The organism is Sphingomonas qomolangmaensis (assembly GCF_024496245.1).
Classification (GTDB): domain Bacteria; phylum Pseudomonadota; class Alphaproteobacteria; order Sphingomonadales; family Sphingomonadaceae; genus Sphingomonas; species Sphingomonas qomolangmaensis.
On the sequence record NZ_CP101740.1, the window covers coordinates 2100463 to 2117243 of the forward strand.

General features: G+C 68.9%; 15 protein-coding genes. 7 read left to right on the plus strand and 8 right to left on the minus strand.

What is annotated here, in order from left to right; translation table 11 throughout:
- Positions 1-88: 88 nt before the first annotated feature.
- Positions 89-454, plus strand: coding sequence for a hypothetical protein (locus NMP03_RS09890; protein WP_256505201.1), 366 nt, complete (start codon positions 89-91; stop codon positions 452-454).
- A gap of 125 nt (positions 455-579) precedes the next feature.
- Here NMP03_RS09890 and NMP03_RS09895 read toward each other — a convergent pair whose 3' ends face one another.
- On the minus strand, positions 580-1869 hold the full coding sequence (locus NMP03_RS09895; RefSeq protein WP_256505202.1) for a homoserine dehydrogenase: 1290 nt from the start codon (positions 1867-1869) through the stop codon (positions 580-582).
- Between the two features lie 160 nt (positions 1870-2029).
- On the minus strand, positions 2030-2983 hold the full coding sequence (locus NMP03_RS09900) for an isopenicillin N synthase family dioxygenase (RefSeq protein WP_256505203.1): 954 nt from the start codon (positions 2981-2983) through the stop codon (positions 2030-2032).
- Positions 2984-3169: 186 nt separating this feature from the next.
- Here NMP03_RS09900 and NMP03_RS09905 point away from each other — a divergent pair, with 186 nt between their 5' ends.
- The 4 genes from NMP03_RS09905 to NMP03_RS09920 all read left to right on the plus strand — a co-directional run bounded on the left by NMP03_RS09905 (position 3170) and on the right by NMP03_RS09920 (position 6146).
- Positions 3170-4399 carry a multidrug effflux MFS transporter gene (locus NMP03_RS09905; RefSeq protein ID WP_256505204.1) on the plus strand — a complete coding sequence of 410 codons (1230 nt, stop codon included), beginning with the start codon at positions 3170-3172 and terminating at the stop codon, positions 4397-4399.
- A 94-nt stretch (positions 4400-4493) separates the two neighbouring features.
- The gene (locus tag NMP03_RS09910; RefSeq protein WP_256505206.1) at positions 4494-4826 is read left to right on the plus strand and encodes a DNA primase; all 333 of its coding nucleotides are present in this window, start codon (positions 4494-4496) and stop codon (positions 4824-4826) included.
- Between the two features lie 67 nt (positions 4827-4893).
- A complete protein-coding gene (locus NMP03_RS09915) occupies positions 4894-5742 on the plus strand; it encodes an MliC family protein (RefSeq protein WP_256505208.1) in 849 nt (282 codons plus the stop codon).
- Positions 5739-6146 (plus strand): acyl-CoA thioesterase, encoded by a 408-nt coding sequence (locus NMP03_RS09920; protein WP_256505209.1) that lies wholly within the window; start codon positions 5739-5741, stop codon positions 6144-6146. Before NMP03_RS09915 ends, NMP03_RS09920 begins: the two co-directional genes overlap by 4 nt.
- 10 nt (positions 6147-6156) lie before the next feature.
- Here the strand turns inward: NMP03_RS09920 and NMP03_RS09925 are convergent, their stop codons facing one another.
- Together NMP03_RS09925 and dapF are read right to left on the minus strand one after the other, a co-directional pair.
- Positions 6157-7899, minus strand: a complete 1743-nt coding sequence (locus NMP03_RS09925; RefSeq protein ID WP_256505211.1) for a sensor domain-containing diguanylate cyclase — start codon at positions 7897-7899, stop codon at positions 6157-6159.
- A 105-nt stretch (positions 7900-8004) separates the two neighbouring features.
- Entirely contained in the window at positions 8005-8949 is a 945-nt protein-coding gene (gene dapF / locus NMP03_RS09930; RefSeq protein WP_256505213.1) for a diaminopimelate epimerase, read from the minus strand.
- Positions 8950-9065: 116 nt separating this feature from the next.
- On the opposite strand from dapF, the gene NMP03_RS09935 reads away from it, so the two are divergent.
- Positions 9066-11480, plus strand: coding sequence for a DUF2339 domain-containing protein (locus NMP03_RS09935; RefSeq protein WP_256505214.1), 2415 nt, complete (start codon positions 9066-9068; stop codon positions 11478-11480).
- Here the strand turns inward: NMP03_RS09935 and NMP03_RS09940 are convergent.
- A complete protein-coding gene (locus NMP03_RS09940; RefSeq protein ID WP_256505216.1) occupies positions 11434-11910 on the minus strand; it encodes a DUF6456 domain-containing protein in 477 nt (158 codons plus the stop codon). The genes NMP03_RS09935 and NMP03_RS09940 overlap by 47 nt on opposite strands.
- A gap of 95 nt (positions 11911-12005) precedes the next feature.
- Between NMP03_RS09940 and NMP03_RS09945 the strand changes: the two genes are divergently transcribed.
- A complete protein-coding gene (locus NMP03_RS09945) occupies positions 12006-12569 on the plus strand; it encodes a helix-turn-helix domain-containing protein (protein ID WP_256505217.1) in 564 nt (187 codons plus the stop codon).
- Here the strand turns inward: NMP03_RS09945 and NMP03_RS09950 are convergent.
- The 3 genes from NMP03_RS09950 to hflC all read right to left on the minus strand — a co-directional run bounded on the left by NMP03_RS09950 (position 12566) and on the right by hflC (position 16772).
- The gene (locus NMP03_RS09950) at positions 12566-14191 is read right to left on the minus strand and encodes a helicase HerA-like domain-containing protein (protein ID WP_256505219.1); all 1626 of its coding nucleotides are present in this window, start codon (positions 14189-14191) and stop codon (positions 12566-12568) included. The two genes, NMP03_RS09945 and NMP03_RS09950, sit on opposite strands and share 4 nt — an antisense overlap.
- A gap of 80 nt (positions 14192-14271) precedes the next feature.
- The gene (locus tag NMP03_RS09955; protein WP_256505220.1) at positions 14272-15804 is read right to left on the minus strand and encodes a Do family serine endopeptidase; all 1533 of its coding nucleotides are present in this window, start codon (positions 15802-15804) and stop codon (positions 14272-14274) included.
- A 128-nt stretch (positions 15805-15932) separates the two neighbouring features.
- Positions 15933-16772, minus strand: coding sequence for a protease modulator HflC (gene hflC, locus NMP03_RS09960; RefSeq protein WP_256508087.1), 840 nt, complete (start codon positions 16770-16772; stop codon positions 15933-15935).
- Positions 16773-16781: the final 9 nt, after the last annotated feature.

Consider the following 16781-nt stretch of genomic DNA (forward strand, 5'->3'; position numbering starts at 1 on the left):
GCGATAGGCGACGCTAGTTGGCACGGCAACCGAAAGCCATGTTTTCGCCATGACCGCATGATGCTATACTCACATCGATCATCGGGGGATGCCGATCATGCTGGTGCTGCTCTTGTCGCTACTTCAGGCGGGCTCCGATCCGCAGCAATTGCTGGCGGCGCATGCCAAGCTGACCCAGGCCGAGATCCCCTGTCGCGCGACCGCCGACGATCGCGAGATCGTGGTATGCGCCGCGCGCGACGCCGATCGCTACCGCGTGCCGTATATCACCCCTACCGAGGGCGATCCCAAGATCGTCGATGTCCCCGGCGAGCGATCGCGGCTGATCGCGCAGACCAATAATTGCCAGGAGCTGCGCAACAACCTGACCGGGTGCGGGATGGCGGGGGTATCGATGACCGCGGGCAACGGGCGCGGGGCGATGATCGAGAAGCCGCGGCCGCTGGCGCCTTGAGCACGGCGGTCAGCCCTTAGCCGCTCGTTTCGAGCGAAGTCGAGAAACGAGACCGGACGCCGCGCCGCGGTTTCTCGACTACGCTCGAAACGAACGGCCTTGCGTCAGCCCCAGCAACCGAGACCTTACTGCAGGATATGCATCCACATCGGCTGCCCGATCAGGCTAGACGACCCGCGTAATTTCTCGAGCGCCTGCGCCACGCAGCGCTCGGGCCCCTCATGCGTCACGATCGCCACCAGCACGCTGCCATCGGCCATCGCGCCGCGCTGCATCAGGCTTTCGATCGAAACCCCGGCGTCGCGCATCGCCGCGGCGATCTCGGCGAGCACGCCCACCTTGTCGGCGACGGTGAAGCGAAGATAGGCGCGGCCGCGGCGCTCGCCGGTGTCGGCAGCGCCCTGGTCGGCGAGCGACTGCGCGGGCATCGCATAGGGCGGGCCGAACTCGCTGCGCGCGATGTCGATCAGATCGGCAACCACCGCGCTCGCGGTGGGGCCGTCGCCCGCGCCCGCGCCCTGGAAGAACAGCCGGCCGACGAAATTGCCCTCGGCGACCACCGCATTGGTCGCGCCGGTGACGTGCGCGAGCGGGTGATCGAGCGGGACGAGGTGCGGGTGGACGCGCTGGAACAACCCGTGGCTGTCCGATTCGGCGATGCCGACCAGCCGCACGCGATAGCCCAGCGCCGCCGCCTCGGCGATATCGGCGGCGATGACGTGGCGGATGCCCGAGACCGCGACATCCTCGAACGCCGGCTGGGTCCCGAAGGCGAGGCTGGCGAGGATCGACAGCTTATGCGCGGCGTCGATGCCGTCGATGTCGAAGCTCGGATCGCTTTCGGCGAACCCCTTGGCCTGCGCTTCGGCGAGGACTTCGGCGAAGTCGCGCTGTTCGGCTTCCATCCGCGACAGGATGAAATTGCACGTGCCGTTGAGGATGCCATAGACGCGCGCGATCTCGTTCGCCGCAGCCCCTTCGCGCAGTCCCTTGATGACCGGAATGCCGCCCGCGACCGCGGCTTCGAACTTCAGTGCCACCCCCGCGGCCTCGGCCGCGTGCGCCAGCTCGAGGCCGTGATAGGCGATCATCGCCTTGTTCGCGGTGACGAAGCTCTTGCCCGCCTTCAGCGTCGAGCGCGCGAGCGCCAGCGCCGGCCCGTCGCTGCCGCCGACCAGCTCGACCACGACATCGGCGGTGGGGTGGTTGGCGAGCGCGGTCGAATCATCGACCCATTCGAAGCGGGCGATGTCGACGCCGCGATCCTTGGCGCGGTCGCGCGCCGACACCGCGACGATCTCGATCCGCCGACCGGCGCGCCGCGCGATCAGGTCGCCATTGGCGTCGATGAGGCGAATGACGCCAGCGCCCACGGTGCCAAGGCCTGCGATCGCAACGCGGAGCGGTTCGGTCATTTGAGAAATCCCCTTCGAGGCGCGGCGCTAGGCGATCAGGGGGGGCGACCGCAAGTCCCCCCTCCCGCTTGCGGGAGGGGTCGGGGGAGGGCCTGTCATCTGGAAGTGCTCGCGGACAGGCCCTCCCCTAACCCCTCCCGCAAGCGGGAGGGGGACTTGGTTACGCCTTGATCAGCCCGATCTCGACCAGCCGCTGGTGGAGATAGTCGTGCGCGGTGATCGCTTCGGGATAGCGGTTGGGGCGCGCTTCGCTGATGCAGCCGGGCAGCGTCTGGATCGGGAAATCGGGCGCGGGGTGGAGGAAGAAGGGCATCGAATAGCGCGAATTGCCGCGGCGCTCGGGCGGCGGGTTGACGACGCGGTGGGTGGTCGAGGGCAGGACATGGTTGGTCAGCCGCTGGAGCATGTCGCCGACATTGACCACCATCGCGCCGGCGGGCGGCTTCACCGCCAGCCAATTGCCATCGCGGTCGAGCAGCTCGAGCCCGGCTTCCTCGGCGCCCAGCAGCAGCGTGATGAGGTTGATGTCCTCGTGCGCGCCGGCGCGCACGCCCGGTGCATCGGCCGATACCGGCGGATAATGCAGCAGGCGCAGTACCGAATTGCCGTCCTCGACGGCGGGTACGAACCATTCGGGGGTCAGATCTAGGTAGCGCGCGATCGCCGACAGCAGCTTCTCGCCCGCCGCGTCGAAGGCGGCGAACAGTTCGAGGAAGGTTTCGCGGAAACCCGCGGGCGCTTCGGGCCAGACATTGGCGCTCATCATCGCGGCGAAGCGGTGCCCGGCGGGCAGTTCGCGGCCGATGTGCCAGAATTCCTTGAGGTCGTTCTCGCTCGCGTCCTTGGCGATCTCGATGCCGAACGGGGTGTAGCCGCGCGCGCCGCCGCCGCCGGGGACATGGCCGCGGCGCTTGGTGGCTTCGTCCTGCGCGAACAATTCGCGCGTTGCCGCCCAGCAACGCTCGATCAGCGCCTCGTCGATGCCGTGGTCGCGGACGATCGCGAAGCCATAGCGTTCGAACGAGCCGCCGAAGCTTTGCGCAAAGGCTTCGGGATCGGCCGCCTGGTCGGCGAGCGAGACGACCTGGACGGCGCCTAGCGGGGTATCGAGCATTGGGAACACGCCTTGTTGAGCTGGTAAGTGGACAATGTGACCGTGACATAGGCGTTGTCGCGGGGTCGGGCCAGTAGCCGAATGCAACGCTATTTTTGTTGCGATGCAACATTCAACGCGCTTCGTGCATTCTATGCAACCGCGCGGCGGGGTGACGCGCGCATCTTCATCGTCCAAGGGACCAGCATGCACCAGCCGAATCCACCAGCGTCGCTCGACCGCGCACCGATTCCGTTCGGCGAATTCGTGGCGATGGCGGCGGCGCTGATGGCGCTGACCGCGCTCGGCATCGATTCGATGCTCCCCGCGCTCCCCTCGATCGGTGAATCGCTGGGGGTGAACAGCCCGAATGATCGCCAGTTCGTCATCACCTCGTTCCTGATCGGCTTTGCGGTAGCGCAGCTGGCGCACGGGCCGCTCGCCGATCGCTTCGGGCGCCGTCCGGTGCTCGGCGTCGCGCTGCTGGTCGCGGTGGTAACCAACTTGCTCGCGGCGGTCGCGGGCAGCTACGAACTGCTGCTGGCCGCGCGCTTCGCCTCGGGCATGGCGGTGGCCGGCGCGCGGGTGGTGACCGTCGCGATGGTGCGCGACTGTTTCGCCGGGCGGGCGATGGCGCGGGTGATGAGCCTGGTGTTCGTCGTGTTCATGGCGGCACCGGTGCTGGCCCCCGCCTTCGGCCAGATCGTGCTGCTGTTCGCGCCGTGGCGCTGGATTTTCGTCGGCATCGCCACCGTCGCCGCGGCGATCCTGGCCTGGTATTGGCTGCGGATGCCCGAGACGCTCGCGGTCGAGGATCGCAGCCCGCTCAATCCGCGGCAGCTCTGGTCGGGGTACAAGATCGTCGGCGGCGACCGCTATGCCGTGGGTTACACGATCGCGGCGGCGCTGCTGCAGGGCGGGTTGTTCGGCTTCATCAATTCGGTGCAGCAGATCATGGCCGACATCTTCGGCCGCCCCGAATTGCTGACGATCGTCTTCGCCGCCGTCGCCAGCACGATGGCGATCGCCAATTTCATGAATTCGCGCGTGGTGATGCGCTTCGGGACGCGGGTGCTGTCGCATTCGGCGCTGCTGGGGCTGATCGCAATCGCGGGCATTCATCTGGTCGTGGCGTGGACGGGGCTCGAGAGCCTGATCGTCTTTGCGGTGCTGCAGGCGCTGTTGATGGGCTGTTTCGGGCTTGCGGCGTCGAACTTCTCGGCGATGGCGATGGAGAATATGGGGCGGATCGCCGGGCTGGCGTCGAGCCTGCAGGGGTTCGTGTCGACGCTGGTCGGCGCAGTGATCGGCGCGTTCATCGGCCAGGCGTTCGATGGCACCACGGTGCCGCTGTACGGCGGGTTCTTCGTCTGCGGGATCGCCGCGCTGGGCGTCGTCTTCCTGGCCGAGCGCGGGCGGCTGTTCCACGCGCGCTGAACCACGCGAGGTCGACGGAACGCCTGCGCGACCCATCCGTTCGCGCTAGCATGGACCGGGGCAATCGCGCCCCGCCCCGACGAAGAGGTGCAGCATGGGTGGCCGCCAGATTCCAGAACAAGGTCCCAATGACGACGGGTATGACGAGGAAGGCTATGACGAGAGCCAGCGCGCCGAGATCCTCGAGGTCACGCGCGACGGCCCCAGCGACGGCAACCTGCTGACCGACATCGCCCCCGATCTTGGCGACACCGGTGACGAGGACGAGCTTTCGATGACTGCCGATGAGGTGGGCGAGGAAGACGAAGACGCCGAGACCGACGAGGACGACCAGGACGAGGATGAACTCCAGGAGGATTTCGACGAGGACGAACTGTCCGAAGACGATGATCTGGCCGACGCCGACAAGGATGCGCTCGAACCCTGATCGGCCGCCTGCCGTTGACGGTGCCCGGGGAGCTTGCGACACTCGCTCCCCGGCCCTTGCGGAGTGGATGATGCGCACGATCCTGTACCTGCCGCTGGCATGGTTGGCTGGCTGTGGCGGCGAACCCGCACCGCGCGAGAACGACATGGCCGCGAATGTCGTGCAGCCCGCGCTTCCCGACATGCCCGCCGACCCGCCGATGCCCGGACCCCAGCCCGATGCCGATATCGCGGGCATATCGGCCGCACCCCATGCCCAGCCGGTGACCCCGGCGCAGACGATGGCCGAGGAGCCCGGCCCCGCGGTCGCTGCAGCGGTGACTCGCCGGTATTTCGACCGGATCGCAGCGGGCAAGGCCGATGCCGCGTGGGAGTTATGGGATGAGGATGGCCGCGCCTCGGGCATGAGCCGGCGGGGCTTCGCCGACAGCTTCAAACGCTATGCGACCTATCGCGCGACGGTGGGGACACCGGGCCCGATGGAAGCGGGCGCCGGCCAGCGCCACGTCACCATTCCGGTCGAGATCAGCGGCACGCTGCGCGACGATACGCCCTACGCGATGGCGGGAACGGTGACGCTCCACCGAACCGGCGTGATTGACGGTGCGACCGCGGCGAAGCGCCAATGGCGGATCAGCAGCGCCGATCTCATCCCGCGCCAGGTCGCGGTGCCGACCCCTAACGTCACCGCGCGCTACGCCTGCGCCGATGGTGCACAGATCGACGCGACGTTCGATAATGTCGCGAGCACGGTCACGCTGCGTAGCGGCGAACAAACGCTGGGGACGCTGCGCCAGCAACCCGCCGGATCGGGCATCCACTACGCCGGCGATGGGCTCGAATTGCGCGACAAGGGCGACGATGCGACGATCACTCTCCCCAACCAGCCGCCGCTGACCTGCACCGCAGCCCAATGAAGCCCTTTACCCGAGCGATCACCGCCGGCCCCCAGGACATCGACGAGCTCGGCCACGTCAACAATGCAGTGTGGGTGCGCTGGATCCAAGACGTCGCCGTGGCGCACTGGGCGGCAGTGGCGTCGTCCGAGCATGCCGCCGCCTATATCTGGGTCGTGATCCGCCACGAGATCGATTATCGCGGCAATGTCGCGGCGGGCGAGACGGTGACCGCCGAAACCTGGGTCGCCGAGCCGCCGCGCGGCGCGCGCTTCGATCGCCATATGCGCTTCGTCGCGAGCGACGGGCGGGTGAAGGTCGAGGCGAAGACCACTTGGGCGCTGCTCGACCGCGCGAGCGGCAGGCTGCTGCGCGTGCCCGCCGAGGTCGCGGCGCCCTTCCTGGAAGGAAGCAGCGCAACCTGACCGCACGCGTTCAGTCGGCCAGCACGAGCCGGTTGCGACCCGTTCGCTTGGCCTGATACAAGGCGCCATCGGCGGCGCGCATCGCGGCCTCGCGCCCCTGATCGGCGGAGATGCCGGCGACCCCGGCGCTCACCGTAGCGCGGATCGTCGCCCCCGCATCGTCATGGATCACCGTGCTTGCAAACGCCTCGCGCAGCCGATCGCACACCAGCCCCGCCTGTGCCGGCGAGGTATCGGGCAGCAATATGCCAAATTCTTCGCCGCCGAGCCGCGCGACCAAATCGTCCGACCGGGTCGCATCGATCGCGATCGCGGCGAAGCGCCGCAGCATCCGATCGCCGGCGTCGTGGCCGAAACCGTCGTTGATCGCCTTGAAGTTATCGATATCGAAGATCGCGACGCAGCCCTCGGCAGGCGGGTCGAGCAGCGCCGAGGCAGCAAATGCATCGACCGCTTCGTTGAAGATGCGGCGGTTGCCTAGTCCGGTCAACGGATCGGTCGATGCCGCCCGCGTCAATTCGGCTTCGGCGAGCTTGCGCTTCGAAATGTCGCGGATCGCGCAGACCATGTCGAACCCCTGGCGTGTCTCGACGGCGCGGAAGCGCGATTCGAGCCACACGCCCTGCGGGTCGATCGCAAGCAAGCCGCGATATTCGATCATATGGGTGACGCCCGGCTGTTCGATCGCGGTGCGATAGGCCTCGCGCATCCGGGCCTGGTCTTCGGGCGCGATCAGTTCGACCACGTTGGTCCCGGTCATCGTCTCGGCGGTATAGCCGCCGCCGAACAGCGCGACCGAAGGCGAAATATAGCTGATGATGCCGGTCGAATCCATCGTCAGCACCACGTCGGTCGCGTTCTCCGACACCAATCGGTAGCGCGCCTCGCTGATCGCCAGCCGGTCAAGGATTTCCTTGCGGCGGCGCAGATCGGCCGCCGCTGGCAACACCGTCAGCACCATGACCGCGAGGTAGAATTGCAGGAACTGGATGCGGAACGCCGCCGGCGCGTCGATCAGCGAGATCGGCCCGTCGCCGCGCAACGTCATCACGGTGGCGACCAGCGCCACGATGGCGATCGAGATCGCGGCACCGATCCGACCGACGCGGAAGGTCGCCATCATCACCGGCAGGATCGGCAGGAACAGCAGTGGCAGCGCATGCTGGGCAAAGACCAGGATTGCCACCGTGCTCACCATGATGCCCAGGAATGCTGCCTCGATCCGCTCGGCGCGGTCGGTGTCGCGCAGCCAGGCGGCGGCGTCGCCGCGGAGCAGCAGCAACATGATCGGCGTGAGCGTGATGGCGCCCAGTGTGTGCCCTGCCGCCCAGTTGAGCCAATTGTCCCAATAGGGCGTCGCGGTTGCCAAGGCCGCGACCGCAGCGCCGGGAAACGCGCTGATGATCGACACGCCAGCCGATGCGACGATCAGCGTGCCGACCTGGCCGAACGACGCCAGGGTAGCCGCGCCTTCGGTGTCGCGGGCGCGCAGGCACCACCCGAACAGCGCCGATTCGAACGCGCAGACTACCCCCATCGGTACCGCCGCGACCGGCCCCACCCCCACGATCGCGGTAACGACGGCATCGCCCAAAGCGCCCAGCAGCATCACGACCGGCCAGCGACGCAGCGGCAGGCTCGCAAGATACGGACCGAGCACCGCGGTCGCCAGCCAAAGGCACGCGACCCCGCCGCCGAATCGCGTGAAGGCGATCGGGCCGACGGTGGCTACGAAGAAACCCAGCGCTACCAATATCGTAGCGGTTTGATCTGGGGCTGTGAATCGAGAACGCTGCGAAGCCATGGCTTGTGCCTAATGCAACGAAGTTAAGGCCGGTTTATCGATAGTTGCACGGCGTTAGTCCGGCGGCGTACCCAAAGCCGCTTGCCACGCGAAAATTTCGTCGTCGCGGCGGCGGCGCAGGGTGACCGGGCCCGCCGTGGCGTTGGCAAGGTCGATCTCGACGCTGGCGTCATAGTCGAAGCTGGCGTTGCCCGCGATCGCGATTCGCGCGTCCTGGCTAGCGCTCGCCACCACGCGCCCGCCGCGGTTGCGCACGGTCACCGGTGCGCCGAAGCCGATGCGGCCGGTGAGGCCGGCGGCGAACACCGACGCCCCCATCGCGCTGCCGCAGCTGTCGGTCAGGCCGACGCCGCGTTCATAGGTGCGCACGAAGAGTTCGCCATGGTCGACCGTGACGAAGCTGACATTGGCGCGGCCCGGGATCAGCGGCGGTGCGGCTTCGCACCAGTCGCCCAGGGCCACCAGTTCGGCCTCGTCGAGCGTGTCGACGAAGGTGACGAGATGCGGGTTGGGCATCGCGACCGCGGTGAAGCGCCGATCGCTCGGCAGGCCGGGAATCGCCGAGTCGATCAACTCGGGGGCATCGATGCGCAGCCCGACATCGGCGGTGCGCGTCGATACCGGGCCGACATCGGTGCGGATCGTGACGACGCCAGGCGCGAGCGGATCGGCGATCGCGGCGTCGGCAGTGCTGGTGGGCAGCGACACCCGGGCTTCGACGAGTCCGGTGGCCTCGAAGCCCAGCCGCGCGACGCAGCGAAGCCCGTTGAGGCAGGTTTCGGATTCGCTGCCGTCGGGGTTCCACATCCGCTGCCCGAACGCGGCACCGCCATTGCCTTCGACCAGCACCAGCAGCCCGTCGCCGCCGACCGGCCCCGCGCGATCGGCGAGCGCGATCGCGATCGCCGACCAGGTCGCGTCGTCGAGCGCCAAGGCGCGGCCGTCGATCAGCGGGAAGTCGTTGCCCGAACCCTGGCATTTGATGAAATCGATCTGCATGCGCCGCACATAGGGCGGCGCGGACGGGTTGGCGAGATTTGTCGGCACGTCGGCGCGCGGCTAGGGTCGCGCGACGATGCCGCCGCCCCCGCGCCGGCCGGGGCAGCGGGCGCGTGATGGACGGCATCTTTCTGATCGTGCTGCTGATCCTGGGCGGGCTGTTGTTCGACGCGCGCCGGCGGATCGCTGCGCTCGAGCGCGCGCTGGGGGGTGGCGAGGCTTCCGCGCGGATCGTCGATCGAGTGTTGCCCCCCCTCCCAGCGCCGTCACGCCCGATGCCGAAGGTGCCGCGCCCGCGGATCGTCATTCCCGATGTCGAGACGCTGATCGGCGGCAAATTGCCGGTGTGGATCGGCGGCATCGCGCTGGTGCTTGCCGGGTTCTTCCTGGTGCGCGCGGCGATCGACACCGGGCTGCTGGGACCTGGAGTGCGCGCGGCGCTCGCGGCGGTGTTCGCGGTGGTACTGGTCGCGGCGAGCGAGGCGGCGCGCCGGTTCGGCCCGACGCGCGAAGATCCACGGATCGCGCAGGTGCTCAGCGGCGCGGGGGTCGCGAGCGCTTATGGCACCTTGTACCTGGCGGCAGCGTCGTACCAGCTGATCGATCCGCTGCCCGCGTTCGGGGTGATGGTCGCGATCACCGGCATCGCGCTCGCGCTGGCGGTCCGCCATGGGCCGCCGACCGCGGTGATGGCGCTGGCGGGCGGGTTCGCCGCGCCGCTGGTCGCGGGATACGACGCCGCGGGGCTCGGCGCGCTGCTGGTCTATCTGGGGCTGTTCGTCGGGGCGCTGTTCGGCCTCGGCATCAATCGCGGCTGGACCTGGCTCACCGTCGCAGCGGCGCTTGCGGGGTTCGGCTGGGCGAATTTCCTGGGGCTGGCGCTGGGCGATGGCGATGTCGCGGCGGTGGGGCTGTTCGTGGTGGCGCTGGCGATCGCAACGACGCTGGCGCTGCCGCCGAGCGCGCGCGCCTGGCTGCGCGTCGCGCCGCTGGCGGCGGGGTTGCTGCAGTTGCTGGTGTTCGCGCCGACACTCGATTTCGGGCGGTTCGCATGGGGGTGCCATCTGGTGCTTGCCGGCGCGGCGTTGATCCTGGCGTGGCGCGACGAACGGCTGCTGCCCGCGCCCGCGGTGGCGGCGGTACTGACCTTGGTGCTGCTGGGGATGGGGGCGGATCGGGTCGCGGGGCTGGCCGCAATCGTGGCGACCGCGATGTTCGCGGGCGCGGGGCTTGCGCGCTCGCGGCGTCATGCGGTGTGGGCGATGACCGCGCTGCTCGGGCTGCTCGGGCCGGTGCTGGTGCTGCACGCAGCGACGCCGTCGTTGCTGCCGAGCGCGCTGTGGGCGGTTATCGAACTGGGCGCGGCAGGGGTGGCGGGATGGCTGAGCTGGCGGCATCGCGATCGCACGAGCGGGCGCGATGTCGGGCTGGTCGGCGGCGCGATCGGCGCGGCGCTGGCGGGGGTTACGGGTATCGCCGCGCTGGCCGGGAGCGAGACGCTCGGGTTGCTGTTCGCAGGGGCGATGGCGGGGCTGTATTTCTGGGGGAGACATACCCGCGCCGATGCGCTGGCGATCACCCCCGCGCTTCCCTTCGCCGCCGCGGTCGCCGCGGCGGTAATGCCGATCGGCCAGCTGCTGATCGCGGCGGTGAGCAGCATTGGCGGCGATACCCTGCCCTATCGCGAGCTGCCCGCGATCGGCGTGCCGCTCCGCGACCTCGCACCGGCGGTGCTGGTGGCGGCTGCGCTCCTGTTCGACCCGGCCGCGCTCGCGCGCGCGCGCCGGCCGATGGCGGGGCTGGCGGCGGCGGGGATCGTCGCGATCCTCTACACGCTCGCCAAGCAGCCGCTGGCGATTGCCACCGAGCCCGCGTTCGTCGGCTGGGGCTTTACCGAGCGCGCGGTCATCACCCAGGCGATGCTGGTCGCGGGCTGGCTGATCGCACGCACCCGCCGCGCGCCGCGGCTGGGCGATGCGTTGTTGCTGCTCGCGCTGTTCCGGATCGCGTGGTTCGATCTGATCGTGCTCAACCCGGTGGTCGTTCCGCAGGCGGTACGCGCCGCCGCCGCGCTGCACGCCGCGCTTGCCGCCGCCTTGCTATGGACCTGGCCGGCGCAGCGCCCCGCGATCCGCATCGCGGCGCTGGCGATGACGTTGGTCGCCGCGCTCGCGGTGGTACGCCAGGTCGCGCATGGCAGCCTGCTCACCGGCCCGGTGGGCACGCCCGAGAATTGGGGCTATTCGGCGGCGATGCTGCTGGTGTCGATCGCGTGGCTGTGGCGCGGGATCACCGGCGGCGCGCGCGACCTGCGCTTCGCCGGGCTGGGTTTGGTGCTGATCGTCTCGCTCAAGGTGTTCACGATCGACATCGCGCTCGAAGGGCTGCTGCGCGTCGTGTCGTTCCTGGGGATCGGGGTGACGCTGATCGCGATCGGCTGGGTCTATACGCGCTTCCTCGCGCGCGCCGCACCCGCCGATCCGCTCACACCAGCCGATACTGCGCCGCCAGCCGATCGAGCGCCAGCGTAAGCACCAGCCGCCCCGCACGCGCGGGCCAGCCGAGCGCCTTTTCGGCATCGGGCAGCCGCTCGCCCGCACATACCACGCGCCACAGGATATCGCTCAGGCCCGGCCCCGCCGCTGCGACCGCTGCATCGAAGCGGCGCTTGGCGGCGATCTGCGCCAGCGTCGGGTCGATCGAATCGGGTGCCCCGCGCCGCCCGCGGCCGATCGGCGACGCCTCCCAGCGCATCGTGACGCAGGGCCCGAGCGAAGCGGTTTCATAATCGGCGCGCAGCCGCTCGCCCGCTGCATATTGCCGCGCATCGATCAAGTCGCGTGCACGCAGCCAAGACAAGGGCGATTCGGCGAGGTTGACCTGCACCGAACGCCCGCCGGCACGGGGGCGCTTGCCGGTGGGCGATCCGTTCTCGAGCCCCTGTTCGGTCAATTCGCGCATCGGTTTCTCTCCCAGCCAACATCGGCAGGGCTTGCCACAACGTCACGCTTGTAGGACAGGGTAGAAACCCAAATGGTTCGCTGAAGGAGCTGCCGATGATCACCGCGATCCGCGAGGTCCGCCGCGCCAAGCAGATGACGCTCGACGACGTCGCGCGGCGCTGCCAGCCGCCTACCACCGCGCAGACGATCGGTCGGCTCGAGACGGGCACGCGGACGGTGTCGGTGGTGTGGCTCAACCGGATCGCCGCCGCGCTGGGGGTCGAGGCGTCGGACCTGGTGACGCTGCCCGATCGCCCCGACATCGCGGTCGCCGCGGTGCTCGACGCCGGCGGTGCGCATGCCCCGGGCAGGCCTGCGACGGTCGTGCCCCCTCGCGCGGAAGCCGATCTGGTCGCGGTCACCGTCGCCGCGAGCATCGGCGACTATCGCGCGGGCGACGTCGTGTGGTGCCGCCGCCTCGCCCCCGACGCGTTCGCGCGCGGGGTGAACCGCGACGTGCTGGTGCCGCGCCCCGCCGGACGTTTCATCTTCGGCCGGCTGATCGACCGTGACGGCGGCAAGCTGCATTTGCTGCCGCTGGGGGCGAACAGCCGTCAGCAAGTGGTCACCGACCCGCCCTGGATGGCGGTGGCGGTGCAGCTGGTGCGGACGCTCTAGCCGCGAAACATCCCGCCGAGGACACCGCGCAGGATTTTCGCGCCTAGCCCGCCCGCCCCGCGCTTCGATCCAAACACCGCCTTGGTCACTTCGCTGGCGACGGTACGCCCTACGGTCGAGGAGGCCGATCGCGTCGCCGAGGTGACCGCGCGGTTCCAGGGCGACGCCGCCTCGGCGCGTGCCTGTTCGCGCGCGGCGCGGTCGGCCTCGCGCTGCGCCGCGAGCCGCTCGCGTTCGGCTTGCTTGGCAGCGCGCGCCTGCTCCCTGGCGGCATGCGCGTCGGCCTTCGCATCGGCAGCATCGGCCTGCGCTTCGGCAGCCGCGGCTTCGGCCTCGGCGCGCTTGGCGCCGAGCAATTCATGCGCCGATTCGCGATCGATCGGAATGTCGTAACGGTCGCCGATCGCGTCGGTCGCGATCAGCACCCCGCGCTCGACCGGGGTGACCGGCCCCACGCGCGAGCGCGGCGGGCGCACCAGCGTGCGCTCGACCGGCGCGGGGGCACCATCGGCCTGGAGCATCGACACCAACGCCTCGCCGACCTTCAATTCGGTGATCGCGGTTTCGACATCGATCGCGGGGTTGCTCCGGAAGGTCTCGGCCGCCGCGCGCACGCCGCGCTGGTCGCGCGGGGTGAAGGCGCGCAGCGCGTGCTGCACCCGGTTGCCGAGCTGCCCCGCGACGCCCTCGGGAATGTCGATCGGGTTCTGCGTCACGAAATAGACGCCGACGCCCTTCGATCGGATCAGCCGCACCACCTGTTCGACCTTGTCGAGCAGCGCCGCGGGGGCCTCGTCGAACAGCAGATGCGCCTCGTCGAAGAAGAAAACGAGCTTGGGCCGGTCGGGATCGCCGACCTCGGGCAGCGTTTCGAACAATTCGGACAGCAGCCACAGCAGGAAGGTGGCGTAGAGCCGCGGCGAGGCCATCAGCTTGTCGGCGGCGAGGATATTGACGATCCCGCGCCCCTGATCGTCGACGTCCATGAAATCGGCGATGTCGAGCGCGGGCTCGCCAAAGAATTGCTCGGCCCCCTGCCCGCGCAGCTGGAGCAGCTGGCGCTGGATCGCGCCGACGCTCGCCTTGCTGACATTGCCATAGGTCGTCGAGATAGCCGCGGCGCGATCGGCGATGTCGGCGAGCATCGCCTGGAGATCGTCGAGGTCGAGCAGCAACAGCCCCTCCTCGTCGGCGAGGTGGAAGGCGATCGCAAGCACGCCCTCCTGCGTCTCGTTCAGCCCCATCAGCCGCGCGAGCAGCAGCGGCCCCATTTCGGAAATCGTCGCGCGGACGGGATGCCCCTGCTCGCCGAACAGGTCCCAGAACTGCACCGGGGTTTCGGCATAGGCCCAGTCGGTGTCGCCGATCTCCGCGGCGCGCGCGGCGAAGGGGGCGTGGGTCTTGGCTAGCGGCGATCCCGCCATCGCGAGACCCGCAAGGTCACCCTTCACGTCGGAGACGAAGACAGGCACGCCCGCGGCCGAGAAGCCCTCGGCCAGCCCCTGCAGCGTCACGGTCTTGCCGGTGCCGGTGGCGCCCGCGATCAGCCCGTGGCGGTTGGCGCGCTTGAGCACCAGCGATTGCCGCTGCCCGCCGCCGGTGCCGATAAAGAGTTCCGCCATCTGCCTGCTCCCGATTGTCGAGGAGCAGGCATAGGCGAGTGTGCGGCCCGCGTCAGCAGCCCGGGATCAGCGCAGCGCGATCAGTCGATATCGATCGCGATATAGGTGCCAACGGGTGCGCGGGGCACCATGACGTAGAGCAGCACCGATGGGCGGTTGGCACGGCGTGCCGCGGCGATCTGCGCCGCAAAGTCCGCGGCGGTCGTCACCGGGGTGCGGTTGACCGACATGATCACCACGCCGCGGCGAAGCCCCTTGGTCGCGGCATCGCTATTGGGGTCGGTCGCCGCCACGACGACGCCGCGGGTCGAGGCTTCGAAGCCGAGCGTGCGCGCGATCGCCGGGGTGAGCGGCTGGACCGTCACGCCCGCCGGGGCATTTTCCTGCGGCTTGATCATCGCGTCGGGGCCGGTCTGGCCCTCTTCGTCCATCTGGAAGCCGCCCGCGAGATCCTCGTCGCTCGGTCGCGTGCCGACGGTGACGGTCAGCGTCTGGCGACGCCCGTCGCGCAGCACTTCGACCGGAATGCGCGTACCCGGGGGGGTGTTCGAGACGATGAAGCTGAGGTTGTTCTGCGGCGTCACTTCCTGGTTGTTGACGCGCGTCACGACGTCGCCCTGGCGGATGCCAGCGGCGGCGGCGGGCTGGCCGGGTTCGACCGAGCGGATCAGTTCGCCCTTGTTGCGATCGACGCCGAGCGCAGCCGCCAGATCCTCGTCGATCGCCTGCAGGCCGACGCCCAGATAGCCGCGCGTCGGGGTCTTGCCCTTCATCAACGTGTCGACGATCGGCTTGGCCTGTTCGGCGGGAATCGCCAGGCCAATGCCGACATTGCCGCCGGTGGGCGACAATATCTGCGAATTGATGCCGATGACGTTGCCCTGCATGTCGAACATCGGGCCGCCCGAATTGCCGCGGTTGATCGAGGCATCGGTCTGGATGAAGCGATCGAACGCCGCCTGCTGGCCGGGGTTGCCCGTGACGCGGTTGACTGCCGAGATGATCCCCGCGGTCACCGAACCGCCGAGCCCGAACGGGTTGCCGATCGCGATCACCCAGTCGCCGACGCGCGCCTGCTGCGAATTGCCGAAGCGGACGAAGGGCAGGTTGCGCCCCTCGATCTTGAGCACCGCAAGGTCCGACGCGGCATCGCGGCCGACGACGCGGGCTTCATATTCCTTCTGGTCGGCGAGCGTCACGGTGACCGATTCGACCGTCGCATTGGGCGCGCCTGGAGCGATCACGTGGTTGTTGGTGACGACATAGCCGTCGGCCGAGATCAGGAACCCCGATCCGAGCGACGATCCCTCGCGCGGACGCCCGCCGCCGCCCTGCTGGTTGTTGAAGAACTGCTCGAACGGCGTGCCGGCGAACGGATTGGGGGTGTTGGCGGCGGTGATCCGCTGCTTGGTCGAGATGTTGACGACGGCGGGCTGGAGCTTGGCGACCATGTCGGCAAAGCTCATCGGCGCGCCCATGCGCGGCGCGCTGGCGTTGATCGCGCCGGGCTCGTTCTGCGCGGTCTGCGCCGAGATGGCGCTTGGCTGGACTGCCAGGGTGACAGCGGTGCCGCCCAGCAGCAGGGCGGAAGTGATGGCGTAGGCGTAACGCACTCGTCGTTTCCTCTCAAGATACGGTGTGGCGCCTGGATGCGACACCGTTGCTGAACTGCGATTGAATATGAACAAACCGTCAGTGACGGTCGTCCGTTCCCCTTTGCGGTCCCCGTATCATATCGGCATCAATTACCCTGGCCCTGAAATTGGTTCAGATAGTCGTTGGTGCGTGGCGACAGGATGATCGAGGTGCCACCGCGCTTTTCGTCGCCGTCGGCACCGAAGCTGTAGCGATAGGACTGCATCGCGCGATAGAAATCATAGAATTGCGCGTCCTTGTTGAAGCTTTCGGCATAGACGCGGGCCGCCTGTGCATCGGCGTCGGCGCGGATGATCTGCGCCTGGCGCATTCCCTGCGCCTCGATCGTCAGGGCTTCCTGGCGGCGTGCGGTGCCCATCCGGCGCAGCGCCGATTCGAGCGGGGTGCCGGTGGGCAGATCGGCATGGCGGATGCGGACGTCGACGATCTCGACGCCATACTGCCGCGCGACCCGGTCGAGCCCCGCCTGGATATTGTCCATCACCTGGCCGCGCTCGGGGCTGAGCAGGGCCGCGAACTCGCGCTTGCCGAGCTCGTTGCGCAGCGCCGAGCCGAGGATCGGGCGGAGCTGGTCGGCAACGCGCGCTTCGGAGCCTGCGGTGACGACCATCTGCAGCGGATTGACGACTCGGAAGCGGGCAAAGGCATCGACCTGCAGCCGCAGCTGGTCGGTCGAAAGCACCGGCTGGTTGTCGAGCTCGATGTCGAGCACGCGCTTGTCGACCCAAACGACGCGGTCGATGAACGGGATCTTCGCGATCAACCCCGCGCCGGTGTTGCCGAACGCCTGGTTGGGACGCCAGGCGTTGACCGTGCCGATCGGCTGCTGGAAGCGCAGGATCACCGCCTGCTTGGTTTCGGGGACCACCACCAGCGTGTTCGCCAGCAGCACGACCAGCGCGAGCAACAGGATGCCGATCGCCATCGGATTGCG

Bases quoted from the DNA above. Each gene is read 5' to 3' on its own strand.
- NMP03_RS09915 (WP_256505208.1), top strand. From the start codon at position 4,894: ATGATGCGCACGATCCTGTACCTGCCGCTGGCATGGTTGGCTGGCTGT.
- NMP03_RS09940 (WP_256505216.1), bottom strand. From the start codon at position 11,910: ATGCGCGAATTGACCGAACAGGGGCTCGAGAACGGATCGCCCACCGGC.
- NMP03_RS09920 (WP_256505209.1), top strand. From the start codon at position 5,739: ATGAAGCCCTTTACCCGAGCGATCACCGCCGGCCCCCAGGACATCGAC.
- NMP03_RS09935 (WP_256505214.1), top strand. From the start codon at position 9,066: ATGGACGGCATCTTTCTGATCGTGCTGCTGATCCTGGGCGGGCTGTTG.
- NMP03_RS09890 (WP_256505201.1), top strand. From the start codon at position 89: ATGCCGATCATGCTGGTGCTGCTCTTGTCGCTACTTCAGGCGGGCTCC.
- NMP03_RS09950 (WP_256505219.1), bottom strand. From the start codon at position 14,191: ATGGCGGAACTCTTTATCGGCACCGGCGGCGGGCAGCGGCAATCGCTG.
- dapF (WP_256505213.1), bottom strand. From the start codon at position 8,949: ATGCAGATCGATTTCATCAAATGCCAGGGTTCGGGCAACGACTTCCCG.
- hflC (WP_256508087.1), bottom strand. From the start codon at position 16,772: ATGGCGATCGGCATCCTGTTGCTCGCGCTGGTCGTGCTGCTGGCGAAC.
- NMP03_RS09945 (WP_256505217.1), top strand. From the start codon at position 12,006: ATGATCACCGCGATCCGCGAGGTCCGCCGCGCCAAGCAGATGACGCTC.
- NMP03_RS09895 (WP_256505202.1), bottom strand. From the start codon at position 1,869: ATGACCGAACCGCTCCGCGTTGCGATCGCAGGCCTTGGCACCGTGGGC.
- NMP03_RS09905 (WP_256505204.1), top strand. From the start codon at position 3,170: ATGCACCAGCCGAATCCACCAGCGTCGCTCGACCGCGCACCGATTCCG.
- NMP03_RS09910 (WP_256505206.1), top strand. From the start codon at position 4,494: ATGGGTGGCCGCCAGATTCCAGAACAAGGTCCCAATGACGACGGGTAT.
- NMP03_RS09900 (WP_256505203.1), bottom strand. From the start codon at position 2,983: ATGCTCGATACCCCGCTAGGCGCCGTCCAGGTCGTCTCGCTCGCCGAC.